Annotated in this window: 4 protein-coding genes; all 4 read right to left on the bottom strand. The window is 70.7% G+C overall.

Annotation, left to right across the window (positions count from 1 at the left end):
• Position 1 precedes the first annotated feature (1 nt).
• Positions 2-8,914 carry an amino acid adenylation domain-containing protein gene (locus VZL07_RS37120; protein WP_426752692.1) on the bottom strand — a complete coding sequence of 2,971 codons (8,913 nt, stop codon included), beginning with the start codon at positions 8,912-8,914 and terminating at the stop codon, positions 2-4.
• The gene (locus VZL07_RS37125) at positions 8,911-13,203 is read right to left on the bottom strand and encodes an SDR family NAD(P)-dependent oxidoreductase (protein ID WP_426752693.1); all 4,293 of its coding nucleotides are present in this window, start codon (positions 13,201-13,203) and stop codon (positions 8,911-8,913) included. The genes VZL07_RS37120 and VZL07_RS37125 overlap by 4 nt, the downstream gene beginning before the upstream one ends.
• Entirely contained in the window at positions 13,203-15,371 is a 2,169-nt protein-coding gene (locus VZL07_RS37130; RefSeq protein ID WP_426752694.1) for a beta-ketoacyl synthase N-terminal-like domain-containing protein, read from the bottom strand. Before VZL07_RS37130 ends, VZL07_RS37125 begins: the two co-directional genes overlap by 1 nt.
• 126 nt (positions 15,372-15,497) lie before the next feature.
• Positions 15,498-18,122 carry an NAD(P)/FAD-dependent oxidoreductase gene (locus VZL07_RS37135; protein WP_426752695.1) on the bottom strand — a complete coding sequence of 875 codons (2,625 nt, stop codon included), beginning with the start codon at positions 18,120-18,122 and terminating at the stop codon, positions 15,498-15,500.
• Between the last annotated feature and the right edge of the window lie 22 nt (positions 18,123-18,144).

The following is an 18,144-nucleotide window of genomic DNA, read 5'->3' on the forward strand; positions in this document are numbered from 1 at the left end:
CCTAGTTCATCTTCGACAGCTGCTCGGAGAGCAGGTGCGCGAGGTTCGCTTCCGCCAGGCCTTCGAGGGCGTTCTCCGCCGCGCCGTGCTCCGCCGGTGCGGCGCGTTCCTCCTCCACGAAGTCCAAGGGGATGAACGCCTCCATGAGCTGCGTCGCGAGCTTCTCGGCGGTCGGGTAGTTGAAGACGAGCGTCGCGGGCAGAGACACCCCCAGGCCGCTCTGGAGCCGGTTCTTGAGCTGGAGCGCCGCCAGCGAGTCGATGCCCAGCTCGTGGAATCCCCGCGTCGGGTCAATCGACGCGCTGGTCCCCGCTCCGCGCATCCACGCCACCTGGTCTCGCACGTAGTCCATCACCAGCTGCCTGCGGCGGGAGACGGGTGCCGACGTGAGCGTCTCCAGGAACGCCGCGCGCTTCGCCGGCTGCGCGCCTCCCGCCGTGGTCCGCAGCTCCGCGTCGTAGGGCGTGGACCGGCCGCTTCCAAACACCGCCCAGTCGATGGCGGCCACGCCCACCTGCGCGAGGCGCGACGAAAGCAGCAGCTCCAGCGCTCTCAACCCCTGTTCCTTCGGGATGACGCCGAAGCCCGGTGTGCGAGCCTGCTCGCTGACCGTCACCTCGGCTCCCGCGTCACCCGCCCAGATGCCCCAGTTGATGCTCAGTCCCGGAAGTCCCAACGCACGGCGGTGGTGCGCCAGCGCATCCTCGAACGCATTGGCCGCACAGTGGTTGGACTGCCCCGCCGAGCCCACCAGCGAGGCCACCGACGAGAACAGCACGAAGTGGTCCAGCGGCAGGCCCGCCGTCAGACGGTGCAGGTTCCACGCCCCCCGCATCTTGGGACGCAGCACTGTCTCGAACCGCTCCCAGCGCTGCTGTCGCAGCACGCCGTCATCGAGCACGCCGGCCGAATGGAACACGCCCCCCAGCGGCGCCATCTCCCGCGCCACCTCCTCGAGGAGCGCCGAGAGCGCCGCCGCGTCCGCGATGTCGACCTGCCGGTATTCGACCCGGACCTCCTGCTCGCGCAGGCGCTCCAGGCGCTCGGCGGCTTGCGCCCCCACGGGCCCCCTGCCCGTCAGCACCAGGTTCCGCGCGCCCCGGCTCGCCAGCAGCTCCGCGGTGAGCAAGCCCAGGCGTCCGAGCCCGCCCGCCACCAGGTAGCTGCGGTCCGCACGCAAGGGCGCGCCCCGCTCCGCCGGCGCAGCCACGAGGCTCCGAGACTCAACGCGCCGGAGCCTCGCGACGTACCGGCCGTCGCGGTAGGCCACCTGGTTCTCCGTCACCGCCGAGCGGAGACGCAGCTCTTGCGCCAGCAGCTCCGCCTGCGCCTGCGGCGCACCTTGCGGATCCAGGTCGACACACCGGCAGTCCAGCTCGGACGCTTCGATGGCCAGGGGCCGCGCCATGCCCCACAGCAGCGACTGGGCAAGCCCCGGCAGCGGCGCTTCTGGCTTCACGGGCTGCGCGCCACGAGACACCAGCCACACCGCGCCGGAGTACCCCCGGCCCAACAGGAACTGGAGGAGCCCCAAGGCACCGCCGGCGCCCACCCGCGCGAACCGGCCCAGCCCATCCGCATCCAAGGTCTCCACCTCCGGGCCTTCCGCCCCCCACAGCAGGACGACATCCGACAGGTCCCCCGGAAGCGGCAGCGTGGCCAGGGCCTCGGCGAGCGCTTCGGGCGACTCGGGCACCTCGAAGGTGCGCGCGCCCACCTGGCGCAGCGTGGTTCCGCGGAAGGCGACGAGGCACGTCCTCCCGTCGCGGGCCAGGGCCTGTGCGAGCCCGTCACCGACTCCTGCACGGTCCGCCAGAATCAGACACGCACCGCTCGAAGCGCCCCGCCCTTCCAGGGCCTGCGCCTCCCACTGCCGCGCGTAGAGCCACTCATCCAGTGACGTCGACACCGCCGCACGCAGGGCCTCGCGGCTCGTCCGCTGAAGCTCCAGTCCAACCACTCGCGCGCGTGGAGTCCCGTCTCCGCCGAAGATGCTGACATCGGCGCGAAGCCGCTTCCGGGCCGCGTCGAGCGGCCGCACCACGGCGTGACTCCACACGCCGTCATCGATGCCTCCCAACAGGGCGAGCCGGTCGATGTGCACGGGCACGTAGAGCTCGGAGCCATCCGTGTCCGGATAGGCACCGCCCACCACCTGGAGGCAGGCGTCCAGCAGCGCGGGGTGCGCGAAATACGCGCCGGTGCCGCTGAGCCCGGCGGGCTTCTCGATGCGCGCCAGCACCTGCTCGCCGTCCTGGCGAAGTTCGGTGATGCCCTGGAAGTCCGGACCGAAGTCGACGCCCGCGCTCCGAGCGCGCTGGTAGTAGTCCTCGACCGGGGGCGAAGCCCGCAGTGTCTTCAGCACACCGTCCAGGTCCTGCTCCACCGAGGGACGCGCCTCTTCCTTCACCATGGAGAGCGAGGCGGTGGCATGCAGCTCCCACGGCGTGTCCGCGCCCTCGCCCGCGCGGCTGAAGATGCGCAGCGCGGCCTGGCCCTCTCCCTCGCGTCGCAGGGCGCACTGCACCTTCCGCTCGGCGTCCTTCGGGAAGGTCATCGCGTTGAGGATGGCCAGCTCCTTCAGCTCCAGGCCACGGGTGCCCAGCAGCCGGGTGCCCGCGGCCAGCGCCATCTCCACGTACGCAGTCGCGGGCAGCGTGGGTGTCCCGAAGACGCGGTGCTGCCCCAGGAAGCCCAGCGAGGAAGGCCCGAGCGTGGCCTCGAACAACAGCTCCCCTGCCTCGAGGACCGCCAGTGGCACCCGCGACCCGATGAGCGGGTGCTCCGACGGCGTCGTGCTCCGGCCGCTGGGGCGCTGAAGCCCCGCGCCCTCCTCCCAGTAGCGCTGGCGCTGGAAGGCATAGGTGGGGAGCTGCACCTTCCGCCTCGGATAGCCCGCGTCGACCGCGGCCCAGTCCACCGGCGCGCCGCGCACGTACAGCGCGGACAAGCTCTCCAGCATCTGCCGCCAGCCGCCATCATCCGCTCGCAGGCTCGGCAGCCACGTGCCCATGCCCTCGGGCACGGAGCGCGCCGCCATGCCGAGCAGGGTCGCCTTCGGTCCCACCTCGACGAAGGCGCGCATCCCCTCGCGATAGAGCGTCTCCACGCCCCTGGCGAACTGCACCGGCTGCCGGAGCTGGCTGCACCAGTAGTCGGGCGAGCAGAGCTCCTCCGAGATGAGCGCCCCCGTCATGCCGGAGACCATCGGAATCGACGGCGGCGCGTAGCGCAGCGTCGACGCGACGGCGTGGAACTCCGGGAGGATGGCCTCCATCATCACGGAGTGCGCGGCGCGCGGGATGTTCAGGCGCTTGACCTTGTAGCCGCGTCCTTCCAGCGCGCGGCCCATCTCTTCAATCTCCGCGGGGATGCCGGAGATGACGACGTTGTCCGGCCCGTTGACCGCCGCGATGGAGCTGGCCCAGCCGCCCTGCGCCAGGAACTCGCGCAGCTCCGGCTCCGAGGCGGAGACGGCGATGTTGCTGCCCTCGGGGAGCTGCTGAATCAGCCGGCCCCGGTGCACCGCCAGCTTGAGGCCGTCCTCCACGCTGAAGACGCCCGCGATGCAGGCCGCGGCCAGCTCGCCCGTGCTGTGCCCCAGCAGCATGTCGGGCTGGATGCCCCAGGACATCCAGAGCTCGGCCAACGCGTACTCCAGCACGAAGACCACGGGCTGGGCGTAGTCGAGCTGGTCGATGGGCGACGGCTGCCCCGGCTCCGCGTAGAGGACGGACACCAGGGAGCGGTCCCAGTACTGGCGCAGGAGCTGGTCGAACTGGTCGATGCGCCGCCGGAAGCCGGGATGCGTCTGGTAGAGCTCGCGAGCCGCCCCGACGTACTGAGAGCCCTGGCCGGAGAACAGGAAGGCGACCTTCATCGCCTGCGTCGCATCGACCGTGCCGTGCACGAGGCCCGGGTGCTCCTCCTGGCGCTCCACCGCGCCCAGGACCTCCGCCACCTGCGAGGCCTCCGCGCCCACCACCGCGATCCGGTGGTCGAACGCCACACGGCCGGTGTTCGCGGAGAAGCACACGTCCGCGAGCGAAGCCCCGGGCGCCTCGAGCACCTCGCGATACCGGCCCGCGAGTGTGCGCAGTGCCTCCGGATTGCGCGCCGACAAGGTGAGCGCATGCTTGGAGCGGTCCGGCAGTCCCGTGCTCGCTTCCACCGTCACCTGCCGGGGCGCCTCCTCCAGCACCATGTGCGCATTCGTGCCGCCGATGCCGAAGGAGCTGAGCCCCGCGCGCAGGACGCCGTGAGACGCGGTCCAGGGCCGGGCCTTGTCGACCACGTAGAACGGCGTCCGGTGGAGCTCCAGCCGCGGGTTCGGCGTCTCGTAGTGGAGCGTGGGCGGCAGCGTGCGGTGCTGGAGGGCCAGCACGACCTTGATGAGGCCGGCGACGCCCGCCGCGCTGTCGAGGTGACCGATGTTGCCCTTCACCGAGCCGATACCGCACGACTGGGCCTGGACCTGCCCGCCGAAGGCCTCGGTGAGCGCCGCCACTTCGATGGGGTCGCCAATGGCCGTGCCCGTGCCATGGGCCTCGACGTAGGAGATGGTCCGGGGGTCCACCTTCGCGTGCTGGTGCGCGCGCCGGACGACGTCCGTCTGGCCGTCCACGCCCGGCGCCATGAAGCCGACCTTGCGGTGTCCGTCATTGTTGATGGCGGAGCCCTTGATGACCGCGAGCACCCGGTCTCCATCCGCGAGCGCCCGGCTCAGGCGCTTGAGGACCACGATGCCCGCGCCGCTCCCCGGGATGGTCCCGTTGGCCTTGGCGTCGAAGGGACGGCAGTGCCCGTCGCGCGAGAAGACGCTGCCCTCCTCGTAGAGGTAGCCCACCCGGTGGGGCACCTTGATGGCGATGCCTCCCGCGAGCGCCAGGTCGCAGCTTCCATCCAGCAGGGCCGAGCACGCCGCGGACACCGCGACCAGCGACGTCGAACACGCCGTCTGCAGGTTGACGCTGGGTCCGCGCAGGTCGAGCTTGTAGGACACCTGCGTGGCCAGGAAGTCCTTGTCCTGGGCCATCAGGTCCTGGAAGAAGCCAATGGGCCGCGTCAGGTCCGGGTACGGATAGCGGTAGTGGCTGACGCTCTTCCCGGCGTACACGCCGACGAGGCCACTCTTCCCAGACGGAGGATAGCCCGCGTCCTCCAGCGCCTCCCAGGCACACTCCAGGAACACGCGCTGCTGCGGATCCAACGCGCGGGCCTCCCGAGGCGTGAGGGAGAAGAACTCCGCGTCGAACTCATCGAAGCCCTCCATCACCGCCGACGAACGGACATAGGCCGGGTCCCGGAACGCCTCCGGGCTCACCCCCGCGGCCAGCAGCTCGTCGTCGGTGAAGGTGCCCACCGACTCGACGCCCTGCATCAGGTTCCGCCAGAACTGCTCGGGCGTCACGGCGCCCGGAAAGCGGCAGCTCATCCCGATGATGGCGATGTCCTGCTCCTGGGAGTCCTGCGCCCGCGGCGACTCCTTCGGCGGCGCGAGCGCCTCCTCCGCCTTCGCCTCCCCTCCCGCCGCCGCGAGCCGCGCGGCGAGCACCTTCACGGTTGGCTTGCCGAAGAGGTCGGTGACGGGAATCGAAATCCCCAGCTTCTCCTTGAGCTGGAGGCTCAGCTTGATGAGGTGCACCGAGTTGGCGCCGAGCTCGAAGAAGTTCCGGTCCGGGTGGACGTCGGGAACGCCGAGCACCTCGGCCACCGTCTTCGCGATGGTCTGCTGGAGGGCCTGGGCCTCACGACCGCTCGGGGCCGGAGCCGCCGGCTTGCGCTCCTCGCTCCGAGCGGGCTGGGCCACCTGGTCCGGATGCGGCAGGGCCCGGCGATCCACCTTGGCGTTGCGGGTCAGCGGGAGCGCGTCCAGCACGACGTAGGTCGCCGGCACGAGGTGCTCGGGCAGCTTGCGCGCCAGGAACTCGCGGACGTGCCGGGTCTCAATTCCCCGCTTCAGGTCCGAGGGCACGACATAGGCGACGAGCCGCTTCTCATGGTGCTCACCCACGGCGCCCACCACCGCCGCGCTGATGCTCGGCTCCTGGAGCAGCGCGGCCTCGATTTCGCCCGGCTCGATGCGCTGTCCCCGGATGGAGAGCTGGAAGTCCACCCGGCCGAGGAACTCGATGGTGCCGTCGGGCAGGTAACGCCCGAGGTCACCGGTGCGGTAGAGGCGCTCGCCCGTGCGAGGGTGCACGGTGAACTTCTTCGAGCCCGCGCCCGCGCCGATGTAGCCCAGAGCCACGCCCACGCCCGCGCAGCACAGCTCGCCGGGCACCCAGACGGGACGCTCGTCCAGGTGCTCGTCCATCACGTAGTACTTCGTGTTCGAGATGGGCTTGCCGTACGGGATGCTGCGGCGGCGCTCGTCCGCCTCGACGACCGGATGAGAGATGTTCCAGAGCGAGGTCTCGGTGGGACCGCCGACGCTCATCAGCTTCACGCCGCCGAACTTCGCCCGCAGTCGCGCGGGCATGGTGACGGGGAGCCAGTCTCCGCCGAGCATCACCAGCCGCAGCGGGCACGAGAGCCGGGCGTTGCTGCCTTCGAGGTACGTCAGCAGCATCTCCATCATCGCCGGCACGGTGCTCCAGATGCTGACGCCGTGGCGGGCCATCAGCTCGGCCCAGTGCGAAGGGTCGCGGCGCGAGGAGGCGTCCGGCATCACGATGGCGGCGCCCGCGCCGAGCGTCCCGAAGATGTCGTAGACGGAGAAGTCGTGGTGGAGCGCGCTGAGCGCGATGACCCGGTCGTCCGGCCCGACGCCGAAGGTCCGGTTCGTCCACTCCACGCCGTTGAGCATCCCCGCGTGGGACAGCATGGCCCCGTTGGGCTGCCCGGTGGAGCCAGAGGTGTAGAGGATGTGCGCCAGGTCCTCGGGGCGCTGGATGGGCGCAAGCGGTGCGTCGCTGTACTCACCGAAGGCGTCCGGCGTGACGACCAGCACCTGGACGCCTTCCGGCCAAACCTCATCCGCGAACTTCGGCTGCGTCACCGCCAGCTCGGCGCCGCCGTTCTTCATCATGAAGGCACGGCGCTCGTGCGGCAGCCCGGCATCGATGGGCAGGTAGGCCGCGCCCGAGCTGAGGACGCCCAGCGCCGCCACGACCTGCTCCCACCCCTTCTCCATCACCACCGCGACGATGCGGTTGGGCGCCGCGCCGCGCTCCCGCAGCGCGCGTCCCAGGCGACTGGAGCGCCGTGACAGCTCGCCATAGCTCAGGGAGACGCTCGACGACGCCAGCGCCAGCGCCTCCGGGCGCGCGGCGGCGTTCCGGTAGAAGCCCGTGTGGAGCAGCTCACCGCTCAGGGGGCGGGCCGTCGCGTTGACCCGGTCCAGCAGCTCGATTTGCCGGGCGGGCCGCGTGTCCAGGCCGGGCGCGTCCCACGCCGTGTCGTCCTCCGCCAGGCGCCGCAGCAGCGCGCAGAAGCTGGAGAACATGTCGGCAATCATACCGGGCGGGAAGAGCTCCTCCGCCACGTCCCAGTTCAGGAAGACGCCGCCCCGCTGGTAGACAATCTGCAGGTCGATCCACACCTGCGGCGTCTGCGTCAGCGCCTCGATGAGCTCACCGAACTCCTCCGCCAGGAAGTCCACCCAGTGCGAGTCCCGGCTCTTGGAGTGAGACGCGAAGCTCGTCATCACCACGGGCATGATGGCGCCGGCAATCCGGCCCTGGGCCCGGAACAGCTCGCGCAGCAGCTCCACGCCGCTGACGTCGCGGTGCTCCAGCGCGAGGAAGAGCTGGTCCCGGATGGCCAGCGCCCGCTCGGTGAAGCTGCGCTCCGGCCGGTGGTCCACTTCAATCAGCGTGAAGCTGGCGAAGGTCCCGACAATCTCGTTGACCTGCGGGTGCAGCGGCAGCCGGTTGAAGTGCGGCACGTTGAGCGTGAAGCGCGGGCTGCGGCTCCAGCGCGCCATGACTTCCGCATAGGCGGCCAGCAGGAGCTCCGGCTCCGTCAGCTTCCGCGCGCGCGCCCGCTGCTTGAGGGGCTGCCAGATGTCGGGGCCCAGGCGCTCGAAGACGCGGCCAAAGCGAGGGCGCCGGAGCGAGGCCGGGTCCCGCTCCAGCGGGAGGTCCGGCGCGGGCGGGAGGTTCGGCAGGCGGGAGCGCCAGTACTCCAGCGAGCGCGCATAGCGCGCCCCCCGGGCGTGCTGCACCGCCAGCGCGTAGTCCCGGAAGGAAAGGTCCAGCCGTGGCAGCGTGGGGGCCGCGCCCAGGTGTTTGTAGAAGTGGACGAGCTCCCGGTAGAGGATCTGGAAGCTGTAGCCATCGATGAAGGTGCCATCGATGCTCATGAAGAGCCGGGAGCGGCCACCATCGAGCTGGCACACGCGCAGCTCGAACAGCGGCCACTGGTCCAGCGCCAGCACCTGCTGGGACAGCCGCTCGCGGATGGCCTGGAAGCGGGCCTCCGTCTCCTCCGGACCGCGCCCACGCAGGTCCTCCACCGGCACGGTGTAGCGCGGGACGGTGGGCAGGATGCGCTGCTGGAAGCCAGGGAGCGCCACCACGCGGAGCATCTCGTGGCGAGCGACGAGCAGGTTCCAGGCCTCCTCGAACCGGGCCAGGTCGAGCGCGTGGCAGTCAATCTCGTTGTACGCGTGCATCGCCGCGTTCATCTCGAGCTCGGCCTGCCGGCCCACGCTGTAGGCCTGCTGGATCTCCGTCATCGGGAACGGCTCGTGCCGCTCCTCGGGACGCGGCGTGATTTGAGGCAGCGTCTCCGCCTGCGGCGTCCCCTGCTCGGCGAGGAGCGTCAGCAGCGCGGCCTTGTTCGCCACGAGCTGGTCGCGCAGCGCCCCCGGAATCTCACCGGTGGGTGACTCGACGGCCAGCCGGTCGCCGTCCACGGACAGCTTGATGCCGTGCCCGGCCAGGGCCTGGAGAAGCTCACTCAAATTCATAGCAGGACCCGCTTCGCTTCACCGCGCTCCGAAGGCGCGGCGCTGAGCACACTGGCGACCGCGAGCTTCTCCAGAAGCTCAGCCGTCACCCGCTCGATGGAACCTTCATCGACGAAACTCTTGAGGGGCATGCTCACGTCGAGCTCGCCCAGCACCATGTCCCGCAGCTCGAGCGCCATGATGGAGTCGAACCCCAGCGCGTCGAACGAGTCGGAGGCGGACAGCTTCGCGGCCGGAATCTTTCCGACCTCGCTGACCATCGCCTTGAGCCGCGACACCAGCGCGTCGCGCCGCGCGGCCCCGTCGAGCGCGAGCAACACCTCGCGCAGCTTGCGCGGCGCCTCCTCCACGGGCCGGGCATCCTCCGTGGGCGCCCCACCGCGGAACAGCGATGACGTGGCGATGGAGGGGTGGCTCGCGCGCCACCGTTCGGCGTCGAAGCGCGCGATACCCCGGGTGACGGGACGCTCCCCGAGCACGAGCGCCATGGCCGCCAGGGCCTCGTCCACGGACATGGGCGCCATGCCCTGCCCCGCCAGACGCTCCCCTCGCCGCGCATCCGCCACCGCCATGCCGACCTCGCCCCAGCTCCCCCAGTTGAGGCTGAGGGCCGGCAGCCCGCGAGCCCGCCGGAGGTGGGCCAGCGCATCGAGGAAGGCGTTCGCCGCGGCGTAGCTCGCCTGACCCTGCGAGCCGATCAGCGACGCCGTCGAGGAGAAGAGGACGAACTGCTCGAGGGTGGCGTCCGTGGCCAGAACATGGAGGTTCCAGGCGCCCTCCACCTTGGGCCCCATGACGGTCTCGAAGTCCCGCGGCGTCCACTGCAACAGCGAGCTGTCGGCCAGGACACCCGCGCTGTGGAAGATTCCGCCCAGGGGTGTCCCGCCCCTGCGGACAGCCTCCAGCATCTCCGCCACCGCCTCCGCTCGACTCACGTCGACCCGGAAGGTCTCCACCCGCGCCCCCGCGGCCCGCAGCGGCGCCAGCGCCTGCCGCGCCTCCTCCGTCTCCCCCTTCCTCCCGCACAGCGCGAGGTGACGCGCACCGTGGGCCACCAGCCAGGATGCCAGCCGGAGCCCGATGCCGCCCAGGCCACCTGTAATCAGGTACGTGCGGTCCGGACGGGGACGGAATGCGCTGTCCGCCGGAGGGACCGCGAGTGCCTGCGTGAACGACGGCGTCAGCCGGCGCGTGCCCCGCAGGACCACCTCGTCATCACTCGATCCAGGAGCGTCCTGGCGAGAGAGCTCCGCCACCAGCGAAGCGAAGGACGCCGGGTCGACGTCGATGCGCTTGCAGGCAAGCTCGGGGTGCTCATACGCGATGACACGCCCAAGTCCCCAGAGAGAGGAACCTGGAATCGACACCGGTCCGCCCGTGCCCGTGACGGCCTGGGCGCCCTGGGTGACGAAGAAGAGCCGAGGCGGAGCCGTCATCCGCGCCAGCGACTGCACGAGCGACGTCGCCGCCGAGACCTCCCGCAGGACCGCTGCGCGCAGCTCCGCCAAGGCCTCGGAGTGCCCCGCGCTCGCCAGGAAGACGACGCCCCGAAGCACCTGCGCATCTGCGTCCGCGGCGTGCAGCGCCTCGCTCAACGCGGAGTCCACCCCCACCACGCGCACCGTGGCACCGGACCCGGCCAGGGCATCCCTGAGCCCGCTCGCGGCGTCGCGGGTCTCCGCGACGATGAGCCAGTGCCCGTCCACGTGGGCTTGCACCTCGCGCACCTGCTGCTCGGACCACGAGAGCTCGCAGAAGAGCCCATCGACGGACGGCGCAAGCTCCGCGCGGGATGCCGCCTCGAGCGGGGGCTCCACCGCCGCGGGCTCACGCTCGCCGTCCCACCAGAAGCGCTCGCGCTGCCACGGGTACGTCGGCACCACCGTCTTCCGTGCGCCGGGGTAGAGCCCGTCGAACCGGACAGGCACCCCAGCGCAATAGAAGCGCGCGACGTCGCGCAGGATGTCCTGCCAGGCATCGCCATTCACCAAGGGGGACCGCAGGACGAGCGCCTGACCGTGCCGGCGCCGTGCGACCGCTTCCAACGCGTCGCGAACCGTGACGTCACAGGAGACCGGGAAGGACACCGCCGCGCCCCGTGGCCCCAGCGCCTCCACGGCCCGCGCCAGGTCCGCCGCTGGCGCCAGCCTCCGCGCCCAGGCTTCCGCCGGCAACGTGGCCCCTACTTCGACCCAGGCCTGCTCCGACAGGGAGAAGTACGCGCACTTCGCGGGCTGGGGGCGGACAGGCTGCGTCGACGAAAGCCCCAGCACGTGCCGGAGCGCGTCTTCCTCGGAGAGCATCCCCGCGACGACCGCGGCCGAAAGCGCCCCTGCGCCGACACCCGTGACCGCCACGGGGACGAGGCCACACGAGCGCCACAGCTCCGCCAGCGAGACCTGGAGAAGGAAGAGCGCTCCCGCCTTCCGGGAGTCGTCCGGGCCGCCCTGGCCTCGCGTCACCTGCTCGATGACGGACCCGCCTGTCACCTGCCGGAGGATGGCGTCCACCTTCTCGGCATGAGTGCGGAAGGCGGCGTGCGCCAGCAGCTCGCGAAGGCGACCCTCCAGGCCAGGCTCCACGTCACCGAATACCCAGACGGCCTCGTTGCCAGTCTCCTGGCGGGCCTGCCCCTGGAGGACGGCGTCCGACGCGCGCCCCTCCGCGAGCGCCTGAAGGGCGGCGTGGAGCGCCTCCTGCGTGGGCGCGACCAGCGCGGCGCGGCGCTCATGATGGGAGCGCCCGGCGCCCGCGGTGAAACAGGCATCCCGGAGCTCCGCCTGCGACGTGGATGGCAGACGCTTCGCCCAAGCGCGGGCCAGCGCGCGCAACGCAGGCTCCGTGCGGGCCGAGAGGGGCAGCACGTAGGGCCCCGTCGCCGCCTGCGAGGCCTGCGGATGCGCATACGCTTCGACCAGCGCATGCGCATTCACGCCGCTCATGCCGAACGAGCTCACGGCGACGCGGTGCGGGCCCTCCTTGGACGCCAGCGGCGTGCGCTGGCGTGGGACCGCGAGCCCGGAGCCCTCCCAGGCGAACTCCGGTGTCGGGTGCTCGAAGTTGATGGAGGGCGGAACCTCTCCGGCCTGGAGGACGAGCACCGCCTTGATGAGCCCCGCGATGCCCGCCGCGGCCTCCGTGTGCCCGATGTTCGGTTTCACGGAGCCCACCCACAGCGGACGCTCCGAGGGCCGCGCGGCGCCATAGACGCGGGCCACGCCGTCGAGCTCGATGGGGTCTCCGAGGCGGGTTCCGGTCCCATGCGCCTCCAGGTAGTCCACCTGCCCCGGCTCGACGCCGGCGCGCTGGAGGACGCGACGGTAGAGGGCCTCCTGCGCCCGGACGTTCGGCACCGTGAGGCCACCGCTCGCGCCATCGTGGTTCATGGCCGTTCCGCGCAGCACCGCGAGGACGCGGTCGCCATCGCGAACCGCGTCGCGGAGGCGCTTCAGGATGACGACGCCACAGCCCTCGCCCTGCACCATGCCGTCCGCGTCCCGGTCGAACGTGCGGCAGCGGCTGCTCGGGGACAACGCCCCCGCCTTGGACAGGAAGACGCTGAGGTGCGGCGCGAGGATGAGCTTGACGCCCCCCGCGATGGCCAGCGTCGACTCGTCCGTCCGCAGGCTCTGACACGCCAGGTGCACCGCCGCCAGCGAGGACGAGCACGCGGTGTCCACGGCCATGCTGGGCCCTTCGAGCCCGAGCAGGTACGACAGACGCCCCGCCACGTAGCTGGCGTCCACTCCCGTGGAGTAGTGGGCGCTCACCTTCTCCAGCCCGCCGCCCGTCACGAAGGCGTAGTCCTTCGCGTGGACACCCGCGAACACGCCCGTGCGCGACCCCGCGAGCTGGCGCGGAGGAATCCCGGCGTTCTCCAGGGCCTCCCAGCTCACCTCCAGGAAGAAGCGCTGCTGCGGATCCATGCCCTCGGCTTCGCGCCGCGAGATGTGGAAGAAGTCGGCGTCGAACCGGTCGACCGCGTCGACGAAGGCGGCGCGCCGCATGGACAGCTTCCCTGGCCGCGAGGGGTCCGGGTCGTACAGGCCCTGGAGTGCCCGCCGGTCCGCGGGAATCTCCGTCAGCGCCTCACCGCCACGCCACAGCAACTCCTGGAACGTCTCGGGACTGTTGGCCCCACCGGGGAACCGGCAGGCCATGCCAATGATGGCAATGGCCTCACGCTCGACCTGGGTGTTCGCCGCGAGCTTCTTCTGCAGCTTCTCGATGGTCAGCAGGGCCTGCTGTAGAGGGGTCAGCTCCGCCACGACTCCATCCTTCCGGCTCATCACGCGACCTCGAGGCTGAGTTCCGCCAACGTCCGGGCGATCTGCGCGCGCGCTTCTTCCTCGGAGAGCCCGGAGATGCGCTCCACCAGGCCTTGCTCCTCCTCGGTGACACCCGCGCCGCTGTCCGCGGCCGGACGGCTCCCACTGCGCGCCTCCAGCAGGGACAGCAGCCGCTTCGCCAGGGGCTCCAGCCGGGGCAGCTCGAAGAGGAGCGTGGTGGACAGCGGAAGCTCCAGCGCCCGGGAGAGCCGCTCCTTCAGCTGCGTGGCGCCAATGGAGTTCAGCCCGAGCTCGAAGAAGGTCCGCCCTTGGGCGTCGAGCGCCGCGGCGTCCACCTCCAGCACTTCCGCCAGGTGCCCGCGCAGGAACGCCAGCATCTGCTCCTCACCGAAAATCCTGGGCACGTCGCGGGCATCCCCCGCGCTGACAGCCGCGGCCTGGAGCGCCAGGGCGGCGCTCGGGCGCGCAGCCGTGGGCGGGCGGCAGACCTCATCTGGAGTGAGCCACTCCGGCCACAGGCGCTGGCGCTGGAAGGGGTAGACGGGAAGGCTCACGCAGCGCCCTCCCCTCGCCGGGTACAGCTCGGACGTGAGAGAGCCGCCATCGACGAAGGCGCGCGCTGCCGCCACCCAGGACTCCGGCTGCCCCGCCTGCGCGAGCAGGGCACCGCCGGCCATCTGCGTGAGCAGCTCCAGACGCTCCACCAGCCCATCGCGGTCCTCGGCGAGCACCGCGGCCCGGTGACGGTGGTGCTGCCGCTTGAACGCGGCGGTGAAGCAGATGTCGTCCAGCGTCGCCTCGGCTTCGGGTGTCGTGGCGAGGAAGTCCCGAAGCTGAAGTGCCCGCTGCCGGAGCGCTTCCGGCGTGAGCGCCGAGAGCACCAGCAGATGACCGGGCGCCTTCGCCTCACGTACCGCCATGGGCGAGCGCTCCGGCGCCGCCTCCAGGGCGATGAAGCCGTTGGCGCCCCCCAGCGAGGTGGACACGATGCCGGCCCGCGCGGGCACACCCGGTCCGCGCTCCGGCCAGGGCTCCAGCTCCGACTGGATGCGCAGCCCCAGTGACTCGAACGCAATCAGGGGGTTGGGTGCATCCACGTGAATCGTCGGCGGCAACGTGCGGTGGTGCAGGGACAGGCAGACCTTGATGAACTGCGCGATGCCCGCCGCCGCGCCCAGGTATCCCAGGTTGTTGCTGATGGCGCCGAGCCGGCACGGGAACGGCCGCTGCGTTCCGAGCGCCTCGCCAATCGCCTCCGCCTCGGCTGCGTCCCCCTTCAGGAAGGACGAGCCGTGCAGCTCGATGTAGTCGAGGCTGGCCGCCTCCACTCCGCCGTGCTCGCACGCCTGGCGGATGACGTCCGCTTGCGCCGAGGCGCTCGGCGCCATGATCCACTCGTTGCGGCCATTGTGGTTGACGGCGCTGCCGCGAATCACGGCGTACACGCGATCACTGGCGTCCACCTTGGCCAGGGGCTTGAGGACCACCACACCGGCGCCCTCGCCGCGCACATAGCCGTCCGCCTGGGCGTCCAGCGTCCGGCACTGGCCGCGCTCCGAGAACACGCCCGCTTGCGACAGCATGATGCTGCTGTCCGGCGACAGCATCAGCTCCACGCCGCCCGCCAGGGCCAGCTCCACCTCGCCCAGCATCAGGCTGCGGCAGGCCTCGTGGAGCGCCACCGTCGACGACGCGCATCCCACGCTCGACACGGTGCTCGGCCCCCGCAGGTCGAACGCATACGAGAGCCGGTTGGCGGCGAAGGAGGCCGTGGACCCGAGGACGGAGTAGCCATCCAGGGCCGACCAGTCCCGGGCGAGCATCCGCTGGAAGTCGCTGAAGTTGACGCCCATGAAGACCCCCGTGCGGCTTCCCCGCACGGCGTCGAAGGGAATGCCCGCGTCTTCCAACGCCTGCCACGCGCACTCGAACAACAGGCGGTGCTGCGGGTCCATCTGCCGCAGCTCTCGCTTCGAGAGCCGGAAGGCCGCCGGGTCCGCCTGATCCACGCCGTCAATCAGCCCCGCCCTGCGGTTGCGAATCTTCCCGGGCCGGTCCGGTGTGGGGTCGAAGAGCGACTCGAGCGGCCAGCGTCCGGCCGGGATATCCCCTGTCGCATCAATCCCATCGCACAACATCTGCCAGAGCGTACGGGGGCTGTCTGACATGGGGAAACGCAGCCCCAGACCAATGACAGCAATGGGTTCACACCACATGGGAACACGGCTCCGCTGACGGCTGAAAAGCCGCGCAGACTCATTGCTCGTTTGAGCTTCAATCATGACCAGCGAAAATCAATAGAGACACAGGTCGGGAACTTCTCTCGCGGCGTCGGTGCCGCCTCCCGTTGTCTGAGAATGGCGTGGTTTGAGGCCCCCGTCCTCCACCACGGACAGATCGGCGAAGTCGAACAGCGCGTGCTTGTACAGCTTGAGCCGAGGGCTCAGGCCTTCGGGCCCGACGCGCACCGCGACGAACTTCGCGCGGTCGGTCTGCATCATCTGCTCGAAGCCGCGAACGGCCTGGGCGGCGGACGGTGGATACCCGAAGCGGCTGATGGCCTCCAGGACCGCGGAGGTCTCCGTCCCGCTGTAGATGAGGTTGACGCGCCGGGGCTGGGACTGGGCTTCGGACGTCTCGATGGCCACCTGGGTCATCCTGTCCGCCGAGCGCTCCCACAGCAGATCATTCAGCTGCTTGATGCGCTCCAGCTCCGAGGCCGACACGCCCATGTCCTGGATGAACCGCCACAGCTCCGAGCCGGGGTGGAACGGGGCCTGTCTCTCGTCGAAGCGAACCAGATACATCTTCGACTCGAGCGTTCCGTCCTCCTGGAAGCTCAGCCCCAGGAACAGCGGGAAGTACTCGGTCGACAGCGCGTTGGCATAGGCCTTCACCCGCTCCGCGAACACGCCCGCCCGGAAGCGCTCCGGAAGCCGGCGCATGGCCGACTCGAACCCCGAGTGGTCGCGCAGGGGGTCGAAGTGCCAGCTCGCGGCAATCGAATACCGGGTGGTGCTGCCAGGCTTGAACTCCGCCCGCACCATGCCCAGGTCGGAGGGCCGGAACGTCTCGCAGATGGCAATGGAGCGCTCCACCCCCTCGTTGGAGATGCCGAGCTGATGGGTGTACTGGCGGAAGGCTTGCGTCACCGTCTGGTTGTCGCTGTAGAGCATGAAGCCCAACCCGGGCTCGTCCGCGTTGAAGGAGAGCTCGATCAGCGCCTTCTTCGCGATGCTCAGGCCCTGGAACGGCAGCCAGAACTCCAGGAACCGGCGAACCTCGCCCGCCTCCTTCAGCAGGCGCTGCGACTGGAGTGCGTCCCGCACGAACCAGCCCATCGTCTTGTCCGGGGTCCACATCGCCTCGGTGTCGAAGTGACAGAGGCGATCTCTCGGACCGACCTTCCCGGGCACCACCAGGTTGGCCAGCACCCGGCCCGCATAACGCAGGCCCAGCGTCACCCGGCTCGCCGGCCACGCAGTGCCCTCGTGAGGGAGCTGCGGAGCGGAGCGGTCGGGCGCCGAAGCAGGGCGCTCCGGCTGGAGCGCCTCGTGCCCGAAGCCCTTGGCCGACTTCTTCTTCCAGGCGCGCTTCGCGAGCCGCAGCGCGATGTCGGGCCTCAGCAGGAACTCCGGACCGGCCTGGACGTGCATCAGCTTGAGGAACTCGCGGTAGACCTCGGGGTGCTCGTGGTTCAACGCGTACAGCTCCTCCACGTACCACTGGGCCAGCTTGACGAGCCGGGTGCGCTCACCGGGCACGTGGGCATGCCGCATGGCCTCCGCGGTCACGAAGAACCAGAGCCCGCGCAGCCACTGGGCGCCCGTGCGCAGGTAGGTCGCCGTCCACGCCTGGGTCACGGCGTCCAGGCTGTCGAGCTGATGCAGCGACTCGTTCAGGAGGTTGGCCTCCAGCATCGCCACCGACATGCCCTGGCCGAAGACAGGGTCGAAGTAGCACCAGGAGTCGCCCAGGACGAGCAGGCCGGCGGGGAACTCCTCGATGCGCTCGTAGTGGCGCCACCGCACGTCGGGCACGCGGTACACCTGCACGTCCGAGACGGGCTTCGCATCCTTGATGGCCTCGTGGATGTCCGGCTCGCGGAGTGTCCTGGCGAACTCCACGAAGCCGCTCTCGTCGCGCGGCGGGTGGTGGCCCTCGTAGCCGAACAGCGAGACGATCCAGCGGTTCCCCTCCACCTCCTGCATCGCGCCGCCCCGGGGCGCCTCCGGCGGCAGCGGCGTCACCCACAGCCCGCGCCAGTCCCTGGGCGTCGCGGGCCGCTCGAACAGGCGCGACACGTAGCAGAGATTGATGGGGAGCCGGCTCTCCTCCAGCGGGCCGAAGCCGAGGTCCGCCAGCCACTTGCTCAGCTGCGAGCCGCGCCCGCTCGCGTCGACGACGACGTTCGCCAGCCGGTTCGTCACCGCGCCACCGGCATCGTGCCGGTCGTGCGTCTGCACCCCCAGGATGCGCCGGCCGTCCGGCGTGGCCAGCAGCGCCCGCACGGCGGTCGACTCCAGGATCTCCACGTTGGCGAACGCGCGGACCCGCCGGCGCAGGTAGCGCTCCAGGGAGAAGCGCGTCTGCGGATACAGCACGATGCCGCTCGGCTCCCGCGGCATCCAGTCACCGAACTGGAGCCAGCGCAGGTCCTTCGTGAAGTCGAAGGGCTCGATGCCCTCCACCTTCATCTCCTCGACGAGCCCCGGGAAGTACTGCTCCAGCAGGTCCACGCCTCGCCGCAGCAGGACATGGATGTGATTGGACTGGGGAGCGCCCTGGCGCGGACCGTCCTCGAGGACGTCCCGCTCGATGACGGTGACCCGCTCGAAGTGGTCCGCCAGCACACGCGCCGCGCTGAGCCCACCAATGCTCGCGCCAATGACGATGGCGCTCCCCGGAAGCTTGTTCATGACGTGTCCCGCCTCTTCCTCG

It is taken from the genome of Pseudomyxococcus flavus, from assembly GCF_050038885.1.
Taxonomy (GTDB): Bacteria; Myxococcota; Myxococcia; order Myxococcales; family Myxococcaceae; genus Myxococcus; species Myxococcus flavus.

Excerpts from the sequence above, each read along its gene's own strand:
- VZL07_RS37120 (WP_426752692.1), bottom strand. The coding sequence starts at position 8,914 with ATGAATTTGAGTGAGCTTCTCCAGGCCCTGGCCGGGCACGGCATCAAG.
- VZL07_RS37125 (WP_426752693.1), bottom strand. The coding sequence starts at position 13,203 with ATGAGCCGGAAGGATGGAGTCGTGGCGGAGCTGACCCCTCTACAGCAG.
- VZL07_RS37130 (WP_426752694.1), bottom strand. The coding sequence starts at position 15,371 with ATGTCAGACAGCCCCCGTACGCTCTGGCAGATGTTGTGCGATGGGATT.
- VZL07_RS37135 (WP_426752695.1), bottom strand. The coding sequence starts at position 18,122 with ATGAACAAGCTTCCGGGGAGCGCCATCGTCATTGGCGCGAGCATTGGT.